Genomic DNA, 10004 nt, shown 5'->3' with positions numbered 1-10004 from the left:
ATTGGATATTGCCAAAGCCGCGCGCGCAGTTTGGACATTTACGCAGGCTTGCAGAGGGAACAATTCCTCGAAGATTTCAAGACCCAATCGGCCGTGCTTTATCAGTTGATTGTGATAGGCGAAGCGGTCAAGCGATTGTCCTTTGAGTTGCGTCAGTAACACCCCGAAATCCCGTGGGCGTTGATGGCTGGCATGCGTGATCACCTGATTCACGGCGATGATGTAGTGGATTGGGACGAAGTATGGAGAGCGGCAACGAGAGACGTGCCTGACTTGTTGAACAGGATGGAGCCGTTTTTACCGAAAGAACCTTCGGAAAAAGAGTGAGCCGCCCAACCCGCCGCTGCAGCCGACGCCGCCTTCGGCGGCGCGGCTGACCGACAAGCCGTTGGGTTCCCATAGGACAAGAGAAGAGATGCACATACGTAGATCAGGCACAGATGTCAATGCGCTTGCCCATCTCTTTGCTGACGGTAAGGGAGAAGCATTCCGTTTTGCGCTTGGCGAGTCATTTTCATTTGCTAGCGAGCTAATACGAACTACTCGGAGAGTGAAACCGAACCACGCGCTGGAACTCTGGGACCAAGCAGTTCAGTACAAGCTGCGATTGATCAGTCGCGCAAGAGACCTTTTCGCTGACGGGACAAGTTTGCACCTTGAAAAACAGGATAGCTCGATAGTTTGGCAGTTCGGGTTCTCTATCACAGAATGCCGGCGACGGGGCAAACGACTTTGGACATTGCCCGATGGCATAATAATAACTCCAAGCCAAGTGATCGCGCTCGAATTTGACCACGGCGACAGTGTGGGGAGATGGGCGAGCCAATTACTCAAGGCTGTCAGATCGTTAGCATCAGACCGCATCAACCGGCTGCTCTATTGTTTTTGTATGGACAAAGACTTGCATTCTTCCGGCAACCTAGTTGATCAGCAAGACGCTTTTACAAAGGAGTTTCTAACACTTCTAGACGCCAGCCTATTGGGGAAAAGTCTGGGAATGATTACAGTATTCGCGATGGAGTGGCAAAGCGTGAATCTCATCGAGATAGAAGAGGTCTCCGATTTCTACAAAAGCGTATACATTACCAACGAGAAAGCAAGCCCGAAGTCAAGGAAAATCGCTCACGAGGTGCTACATCAATTACACAAGTCGGAATAGGCAGTCCGGTACTGGTCACATGAAGGAGGAAGGCCGCATCGTCGCAAAAACGATGCTCGCCCAACCCTGCGATCGTACGATCCGCTTTCGGCGGTGATCGAGCGGCGCGAAATCGGTCGTTTTTGGTCTGCTCAAAGTTTCTTGGACTGCGAAGCATAGCGGGCGAGGGGCTCATGCTCGGCGGCCCAAATAAGAACGGCTTGCAGGCAAGACATGGCTTCTGTGGAGGAAGTACTCAAGAAACTGGACTCCCAAGCAATGCCCGATAAGGTGCAAGGTATGGCCAGGTATGGGATGACCGCTGAGCGCCGACTGGGAGTATCTGTCCCAGATATGCGCAGGATAGCGAAAGAGACTGGCAAAGACCATGACCTTGCGCTACGATTGTGGGAGATAGGGATACCTGAGGCAAGGATCGTGGCTTGTCTGGTTGACCGACCTGAGGAGTTGACCGAGCAGCAGATGGATGAGTGGGTAGCGGGTTTCAACTCATGGGATGTATGCGACCAAGTGTGTATGAACCTATTCAGGAGGAGTCCATTGGCCTGGAAGAAGATCATTGAGTGGTCAGAGCGAGAAGAGGAGTATGTGAAGCGGGCTGCGTATGCACTGATCGCCTGTCTGGCCTGGTATGACAAAGAGGCGGAAGACCAGAGACTTGGCGAGCTGTTTCCGGTGATAAAGCGAGGAGCGACAGACGAGCGCAACTATGTCAGGAAGGCGGTAAGTTGGGCGCTACGCAATATTGGGAAGAGGAACAGGAAACTGAACAGAGCAGCGTTGGAGGTGGCAGAGGACATTGGGCAAATGGATACGAGGGCAGCTCGCTGGATAGCTTCAGATATGAAAAAGGAACTCAGTAGCGAGGCGGTGCAGAAGAGGCTAGGCGCGTAAGCCGTATCGTTGTTCGGCGGACTGACCACCTGGGTGGTGGACGGATGACCCAAGCCAGTTCAGTATGAGCAATAAGGCAATCTGGAAGTGGACCGCGATGATCATGCAACCAGAATTCGTTGTGGCTGAGATGGTTGCGGAAGCTCTGGACGAAGTCAGGAAGAAGAAAGGTCTTCCTGCTCTGGAGAGAGTTCGATTCGAAGCCTATCAGGAAGGGCTATCGGCTCAAATTATGCATGCTGGGCCTTATGCTACAGAAGAGGCAACAATAGCCAGGCTACATAGTTTTATCAGAGGAAACGGTTACGAACTAAACGGAAGGCATCACGAGATATACCTGAGCGATCCTCGAAGGACTGCGCCAGAGAAGTTGAAGACGGTGCTACGCCAGCCTATTTGTAGGCGGACCTGAGTTGCCGCCCGAACGCGGCTGGAGCCGATCTTGCTCCCCTCGGCGGCGCAACCGCATGCCGACAGAAAGCCCAAGTGCCAGCCCATTCCGCCGGCCCTGTTGTCTCCCGCCCTGGCACTACCGTTTACTGCAGCTACCAGCCCCCTGCACATCGCAGGATCGAACTACAGCTGTACTACGCGGGCCTGGCGGCTGGCAAGCGACGCATCCACTCGCGTGACCCTTGCACGGGGTCCAGGGTCAAGGAGTTCCCGGGGGACGCCGGTGTTGAAGGCGGCTCCCACCCCACCGGTGCCGTGCTGGTCGCTGCGCACCCATGCCGCTCACTTGGCGATTCGATAATGCCAAGCTGCTCAATCGCCGACATTATGGTGCAGTAGACCGCAACGTCCGGGTGCACTCACACTCCTTGGCCCGGGCTGGACGGCCTCTACAGCGGCGTTCCCCATGGCGATACGCGATGCGGTCGAGGCCATTCCGGCAAGCCACGGTCATTTTTTGCACGAGGAGCTGTCCGACCTTTGCTCCACTTTAACCCCACTTTAACTCCACTCTAATTCCGCTTCTGCTTCACTCGACTTCGCGCGTGGCCCCTGGCCTGCCCTCTCGCGTCGCGGGCCGGTAGTGCTGCCGCTTGCTGTGCCCGCTCGGGGCTCGTAAGCCACGACTTTGGGGCAGGCAGCCTCCGGAGGGTTCTGGGGGCCTGGAAAGAGTCACGCGGGCAGGGCGACCTGGCGGGCCAACCTCGCGGAGCTTCGGCGTTCGTTGGGTAACATTGGCAACCTTGAGTGCCTTCCGTGAGCGCCCGCACGGCCTTGCTTGTCAGCTTGCCCAGGGCTACAATGTGCTACGACAGTAGAGGGAGATTCTTGACCTCTCCAGCACAAGCGACAAATTGCCTTGACTCCCAGGGGAGAGCTTTGTATATTTCGAGTGCGCACCTGGGCTGTCTCTGCCACGCTGTCTGAGGAGCCTCTGCGGTGCGAGTGGTCCCAGATGGCCGGAGAAGCAAGCACATGGCTGTATCCTTGAGCGATTTGCGCGCAGCAGGTGGTAAGCTTTTGCGCACCTCTGGTTACCTCGTGCTCTCCTTGGGACTGGCGGCCATCGTCCTTGCGGCCTTTGTCTTCCTGCCCACCTCGGACCACCGCGCGTTGCAAGGGGGCCCTGTCACGCTCTACTATGCCGACAACATCTCCCGCGCCCACCAGCTCATCATCGACCGCTTCAATGCCGAGTACCAGGGGAGGATCGCAGTGGTACCCATCGACCTTCCCTTCACCAAGTTCAGCACCAATGAGCGGAAGGAGCTCTTGGCGCGCACGATGCGCAGCAAGAGCGGCCGCATCGACATCTTCACGGTGGACATCATCTGGGTGCCGCGTTTTGCCCGTTGGTGCAAGCCGCTAGAGGATTTCTTCAGCGCCGAGGACCGCGCCGCCATTCTTGACCACGCCCTTCGGTCCTGCTATTGGGACGGCCAGCTGGTGGCCATCCCCCTCTACACCGACGTTGGGCTCATGTACTACCGCCAGGACCTCTTAGAGCAGGTTCCCGGCGCCGCGGCTATTGTCGACTCGCTGCGCTCCTCCATCACCTGGGAGGAGCTCATCGCCCTCCAGCGTCGCTGCGATGAGGCAGGCATGCACAACCCGCTGTACATCTTCCCCGCTGACAACTATGAGGGTCTTGTCTGCAGCCTCTACGAGGGGATGGCGGGACAGGGTGCCACCCTGGACGCGGCCGAGACAGTCGATCTCACGCGTCCGGAGGTCACGCGTAGCCTTCAGCTCCTCAGAGACTTGGTGCATCGCTACCACCTGGCGCCCTTCGAAGTGACCAAGTTCGACGAGTACGAAGGCTACCTGTATGCCTTAGAGCACGACGCGCTCTTCATCCGTGGCTGGCCCGGGTTTGTGAAGCACTATCGCAACGCGGTCAAGGACACCAGCAAGTTCCAGTACCTGCGGCTGGCCGCTTTGCCCCACTTTGCCGGACAGCGGCGCGCCTTTGTCTACGGGGGATGGAATTTCATGATCCCCCGCTACTCGAGCAAGACGGAGGCCGCCGTGACCTTCGCCAAGTACTGCCTGCGAGAGGAAAACCAGAAGCTGCTGTTCACGGAGGGCGGCTACATCCCCATCAACAAGGCCGTGTACGCGGACACCGCCTTCATGAGGCAGCATGAGGAATTAGCCTTTTACCTTGACCTGCTCAGCATGGGCGTGCATCGCCCTTACCTTGTCGACTACACGAAGATCTCCGATATCATCGCCTACTACGCGCATTTGGCCATCCGCAACGAGCTCCCTGTGCAAGAGGCATTGCGGCTGGCCACGTCACACATCAACAGCAGACAGGTGCTCATCAAGTAAGAGGGGTAAACAATGGCAGGCGCTCCCCACCGCTTGCTCGCCAAGGTGCGCAAATATCACTTCCAGTTGCGTCACCTCACCGTGGCCTTTGCCGTTCTGGTGCTCTTCCAGCTCTTCGCCACGGTAGCACAAAAACGGGCCGTCAAGGGGTTCCTTTACGACACCCAGGAGTGGTACCAACGCGATTTTGCCGAACGCCAGGCGAACCTCACCGCCTCCGCCTTCGAGTTGGTGCTGGAGACTGCCTTGCAGAACCGCCGCCTTGAGGAGACGAGCGTCAAGAAGGTCGTGCAGGCCTTCAACATCATCCTCAGCCAGCAACTTCTCCAGCAGCATGTCCAGGAGGTGTGCATCCTGGTCTCTGATGGGCCCCGGGTAGTGCCCATCGACAATGGGCATGTGCTGTTTGAGTACGTGGTCGGCCACACTGCCCATTTGCCGCCAGACCGGCCGCACCCCCGGGCGGTAGAGCTCTATCAGCAGCTGGCGTCCCAGCTCATCTCCTCCGAGCAGACCCTCAGCCGTGTGGAGGGCGGGCAGAACTTTCACGTCTTTGTGCCGCTCGTGCCCAAGGGTGAATACTTTGGCGCTCTGTACATGCTCAGCACCCCGCAGTTTCATTTGGTGAGTGCAGAGATCCTGGCGGGCTACAACGAGACCGGCCTCATTTCCATTGCTCTTATTCTGTTGGGTTTTCTTGCCATGTTCTATATCTCCTCCTACACAGTTCGGGAAAGGGACGAGGCGCAACAGCTCCTCTTTCAAGAGCGAGAGCGGCAGATCCGCGAGCACATGCACTACCAGAAGGAGGCCCTTTTTGCCAAGCGCATCTACCACACCCATCACAAGGCAGAGAAGGTCATGGGCTTCATCAAAGAGGACTTGGAACTGCTCTCCCCGGCGAACATCGAGCAGGTGCGCGAGCGGGTGCGCAAGTACGCCAACTTTATCTCCCGGGTCATCTACGACATGAAGTGGTACGAGCCCCCGCTGCACACGGTGCGCAATCCTGCGTTCCGCACTTCGGTCAACGATGTGGTGCGCTTTGTGGTGCAGAACATCTTCTTGCGCCTCCCCTCGGGCCAGCAACAGTTTCACATCGAGCTGGACCTGGACGAGCGCGTGCCGCCGGTGGCCATCAACGAGTTCGTGGTCTGGGAAATCATCGAACCTTTGCTGCAAAATGCCATCGACCACAGTGGCAACGACCATTTGGTAATCCGGGTGAGTTCCTCATATCAAGCCGACCAGCGGCGGACGCTGCTCACCATTGCCGACAATGGGCCGGGCGTGCGCCAGGACCTCCTCGAACCGGACGAACGGGGCGTGCGCCGCCTCTTCCTGGAAAACGTGACCACCAAGAGCAACCAGGGCAACTCCGGTTACGGCTGCTACATCGCCCACGAGCTATGCACGCAGCGCTGTGGCTGGGCCATTGACGTGGAGAACCTGCCCGAAGGCGGGTGCCAGTTCACCATCGTCATACCACACGAGGCAGTAGATGAAACTTCCCACCCACGAGCCAATTAGGGTCCTCCTCATCGAGGACGAGGACTATGACATCAGGCGCATTCAGCGCACGTTGCGCCCGGTGGCAGACCGCATCCAGATTGTCGACACCGTGTCCAACGGCAAGGTGGCGGTAGACCTGCTCACCCAAGGGAGCGACTATGACGTGGTGATCATGGACTACCAGATTGCCGGCGGTCTGAAGGGGGAGGCGCTGGTGAGCAAGCTGCGAGAAGTAGACCCCACCGTGCAAATCATCGTCATCACCAAGATGACCACCAATGTGACCGATTTCGACTTTGCCAATAGCCTCTTGGAAGCCGGGGCGATGTGGTATTGCACCAAGTACCCCTATGACATCGAGGAGTTCATCTACCAGCCCACCGATTTTGTGCTGAGCATCTTCAATGCCTACGAGAGGCGTTTGCTGGAGAAGGCGCGGCGCCGCGCCGACACCCGGCTGCAGAACACCATCCAGGAGATTTTGGAAAGGAAGCAGATCATCGGGGTGTCGCGGGCCATGACGGAGCTGCGCCAGGCCATACGACGCTGTGCCGAGACCGACGCGGTGGTCTTGCTGCGCGGGGAATCGGGCACGGGCAAGGAGCTCATCGCGGCTAACATTCACTACCTCAGCCGCCGGAAGAGCGAGCCCTTTGTGCCAGTGAATTGCGGCAGCCTGCCGGAACAGTTGATCGAAAGCGAGCTCTTCGGCTACGAGAAGGGCTCCTTCACCGGGGCGATGGCGCGCAAGAAGGGGCTCTTTGAGGTTGCGGACAACGGTTCGCTTTTTCTGGACGAAATCACCGAAATTCCCTTAGCGGCCCAATCCACTCTGTTGCGCGTGATTCAAGAGGGGGATATTGACAAAATCGGTCGAACCGCCAGACACAAGGTGGACGTGCGCATAATTGCCGCCACCAACAAAGACTTGGAGCGGCTGGTGCGCGAGGGGCGGTTCCGCGAGGACCTCTACTATCGCCTCAACGTTCTGTCGATCACCGCTCCGCCCTTGCGGGAGCGCCCGGAAGACATCCCTGTGCTCATCGACTACTATCTGCGGCGTTTCAGTGCCGACATGGGGCGGCCCGTCCCGCACCTCGAGCAAGCCGCGCTCCGAGCCTTGGCGGCCCATAGCTGGCCAGGCAATGTGCGCGAACTGCAGAACGTGCTGCAACGTCTCCTGATCAATGGCGGTGCGGTCATTACCCTTGGCGATGTGCAGGCGGCCTTAGGGCCGCACGCCGCCTTGCAGCAAGGCGAGCGCCAAGCGCGGCCCTGGCCCTGGGATGCGCAGAACATCATGCCGCTGCGGGAGATGGAGCGGCAATTCCGGCGCGAATACCTGCGCTTCGTGCGCAGTCAGACCACCTCAGATGCGCTGGCCGCACGGAAGTTGGGATTGGCGCCATCCAACTTCCATCGCCTCTGCAAGGAGCTCGGGCTGAAGTAGAAGGCCTGTTGGCGCTCGCCATTCTCCTGGGGATAACAGCCATTATCACCGTGATAACTCGCCCTCTTGTCGTTACCTCTGGATTATGCTGCTAACTGCCACATTTTCAAGCCGACCCAACCGCCCATTGCCCTGGCCCAAATCTTGTAAGGGCGGAACAGGATAAAGTTCTCCCGTATGGAGGTCCTGTGCCAAGGGTTCGCCGTTGGACTTTCCTGGCCGTGGCGGTTAGTTTCTGGCTGGTGTGGTCGGCGCCAGCCAGCTCTTTCCTCCGCCAGAAGGGGCGGGTGATCGTCGACGCCACCGGGCAGGAAGTGCTACTGCGTGGGTTCGGCCTTGGTGGATGGCTCGTCCCCGAAGGCTACCAGCTGCACATCCCCGGGTTTGGCTCCCCTTCTTTCATCCGCAATCGCATCGCCGATCTGCTTGGCGAAGCACAGACCGAAGAGTTCTTTCGCCTGTACACGGCAAACTACGTCACCGAAAAGGACATCGCCCAGATTGCCGCCTGGGGATTCAATTCCGTCCGCCTGCCGTTTCACTACCGTCTGCTGTGGGAAGGAGACCATTTTCGCGAGGAGGGATTTCAGCTCCTCGACCAGGTAATTGCCTGGTGCAAGGCGCACGCCCTTTACCTGATTCTGGACATGCACTGCGCGCCTGGGGGGCAGAATAAGGATAACATTAGCGATAGCGACGGCGTGGAGGCTCGCCTCTGGACCGACCCTGCCAACCAGGACCTGACTGTGGCGATCTGGCGGGCCATAGCTGCTCGCTATGCCGAGGAGCCATGGGTCGGGGGATACGACCTCCTCAACGAGCCGGTGCTCCCGACCGGCCACGCAAGCAGCGAGCTGCGCCTGCTCTACATGCGCCTGGCCCAGGCAATCCGCGAAGTGGATAACAACCATCTGCTGTTCATCGAGGGCAACTGGTACAGCACCGACTTTACCTCGCTGACTCCCCCCTTCGACGGCAACATGGCCTATGCTTTCCACAAGTACTGGAACGAGAACAGCAGAGAGGCGATTCTGCCATATCTTCGCCTTCGCAGCCACTACAACGTGCCCTTGTGGCTTGGCGAGACGGGCGAGAACTCCAATGTCTGGCTGCGCGACTGTCTGCGCTTGATGGAAGAGGAGGGCATCGGCTGGAGCTGGTGGACGCACAAGAAGGTGGAAACCACTACTTCTCCGTACTCGGCGCCAATTTCGCCGCTCTACCAGCGGGTACTCGACTACTGGGCCGGCACTGCCAGCAGGCCGTCGCGCGAGTATGCGGCCGTTGCCCTCATGGAGATGGCGCGCAGCCTGCGCATTGACAGCTGCCAATTCCGACCCGACATCCACGATGCGCTCACCCGGCCCGACCACGACGCACGGGCCATCCCGTTGCGCGCGCACACCCTTCCCGGCGTCATTGGTTGTGCCGACTATGACCTGGGCGCGCTGGGCGTGGCCTACTACGATCGCGACTACCAGAACACCGGTGGACCTGGAGGCCCACGCTGGAACAGGGGCGGGGCCTACCGCAACGACGGGGTGGACATCGAGCCCTGCAGCGACCCCGGCGGCCCGCCCTACAGCTTGGGGTGGTTAGAGGCAGGCGAGTGGCTTCAGTATACGGTGACAGTGCTCCTCGCCGGCGACTATGAAGTGAAGGCACGGGTGGCCGCACCCAGTGGCGGCGGTGCTTTCGAACTCCTCCTGGACGGTACTCCTATCACCAGCAAGGTGGGTGTCGCTGCCACTGGTGGCTGGCAGCAGTGGACGGACATGGACTGCGGCCAGGCCTCCCTGCCCGCTGGAGAACATGCGCTGGTTCTCAGCATCGCCGCAGGCGGCTTCAACATTAGCCAGCTGGTTTTCAGCTTTTTGGAAAGCGGCGCCGGCCAGGGAAGCCGCTTCGAGCGAGTCACGGACAAGGTGAGCTGGACCCGCTGCCACCCCAACCCTTTTGCCGAGCGCACCGCCTTCTCTCTTCTCGTGCTCCAGCCGGAGCGCGTGGCGCTGCGCATCTTCAATATCAACGGCGGCCTGGTCACCACGATTGTGGACGGCACGCTCCCTGCGGGCCACACCACCCTGGTCTGGGACGGCACCGGCTCTGGCAAGCAGCGACTCGCCTCGGGCCTGTACTTTGGACAACTCCTGGTGGGCGATGTCGGGCGGTGCACACCTTTAGTACTGCGACGGTAGTATG

At 59.1% G+C, this 10004-nt stretch carries 6 protein-coding genes and 2 pseudogenes; all 8 read left to right on the top strand.

What is annotated here, in order from left to right; all coding sequences use genetic code 11:
• Positions 1 to 48 precede the first annotated feature (48 nt).
• A pseudogene (locus NUW13_11280) lies at positions 49 to 327 on the top strand (DUF86 domain-containing protein).
• An 88-nt stretch (positions 328 to 415) separates the two neighbouring features.
• On the top strand, positions 416 to 1159 hold the full coding sequence (locus NUW13_11275; GenBank protein MCR4439603.1) for a hypothetical protein: 744 nt from the start codon (positions 416 to 418) through the stop codon (positions 1157 to 1159).
• Between the two features lie 213 nt (positions 1160 to 1372).
• The gene (locus NUW13_11270; GenBank protein MCR4439602.1) at positions 1373 to 2053 is read left to right on the top strand and encodes a DNA alkylation repair protein; all 681 of its coding nucleotides are present in this window, start codon (positions 1373 to 1375) and stop codon (positions 2051 to 2053) included.
• Between the two features lie 43 nt (positions 2054 to 2096).
• Positions 2097 to 2465: pseudogene (locus NUW13_11265) on the top strand (GyrI-like domain-containing protein).
• Between the two features lie 1016 nt (positions 2466 to 3481).
• Positions 3482 to 4840, top strand: a complete 1359-nt coding sequence (locus tag NUW13_11260; protein ID MCR4439601.1) for an extracellular solute-binding protein — start codon at positions 3482 to 3484, stop codon at positions 4838 to 4840.
• A 12-nt stretch (positions 4841 to 4852) separates the two neighbouring features.
• Positions 4853 to 6370 (top strand): ATP-binding protein, encoded by a 1518-nt coding sequence (locus tag NUW13_11255; GenBank protein MCR4439600.1) that lies wholly within the window; start codon positions 4853 to 4855, stop codon positions 6368 to 6370.
• Positions 6342 to 7802 carry a sigma-54 dependent transcriptional regulator gene (locus NUW13_11250; GenBank protein MCR4439599.1) on the top strand — a complete coding sequence of 487 codons (1461 nt, stop codon included), beginning with the start codon at positions 6342 to 6344 and terminating at the stop codon, positions 7800 to 7802. Before NUW13_11255 ends, NUW13_11250 begins: the two co-directional genes overlap by 29 nt.
• A 188-nt stretch (positions 7803 to 7990) precedes the next feature.
• Positions 7991 to 10000, top strand: coding sequence for a cellulase family glycosylhydrolase (locus NUW13_11245; GenBank protein MCR4439598.1), 2010 nt, complete (start codon positions 7991 to 7993; stop codon positions 9998 to 10000).
• Positions 10001 to 10004 lie beyond the last annotated feature (4 nt).

This window comes from candidate division KSB1 bacterium, from assembly GCA_024655945.1.
In the GTDB taxonomy this organism is placed as follows: Bacteria; Zhuqueibacterota; Zhuqueibacteria; order JANLFK01; family Oleimicrobiaceae; genus Oleimicrobium.
This window is presented reverse-complemented; position numbering and strand designations above follow the sequence as displayed.

Coding starts and splice junctions, on each gene's coding strand:
- NUW13_11250 (MCR4439599.1), top strand. CDS start 6,342: ATGAAACTTCCCACCCACGAGCCAATTAGGGTCCTCCTCATCGAGGAC.
- NUW13_11255 (MCR4439600.1), top strand. CDS start 4,853: ATGGCAGGCGCTCCCCACCGCTTGCTCGCCAAGGTGCGCAAATATCAC.
- NUW13_11270 (MCR4439602.1), top strand. CDS start 1,373: ATGGCTTCTGTGGAGGAAGTACTCAAGAAACTGGACTCCCAAGCAATG.
- NUW13_11260 (MCR4439601.1), top strand. CDS start 3,482: ATGGCTGTATCCTTGAGCGATTTGCGCGCAGCAGGTGGTAAGCTTTTG.
- NUW13_11275 (MCR4439603.1), top strand. CDS start 416: ATGCACATACGTAGATCAGGCACAGATGTCAATGCGCTTGCCCATCTC.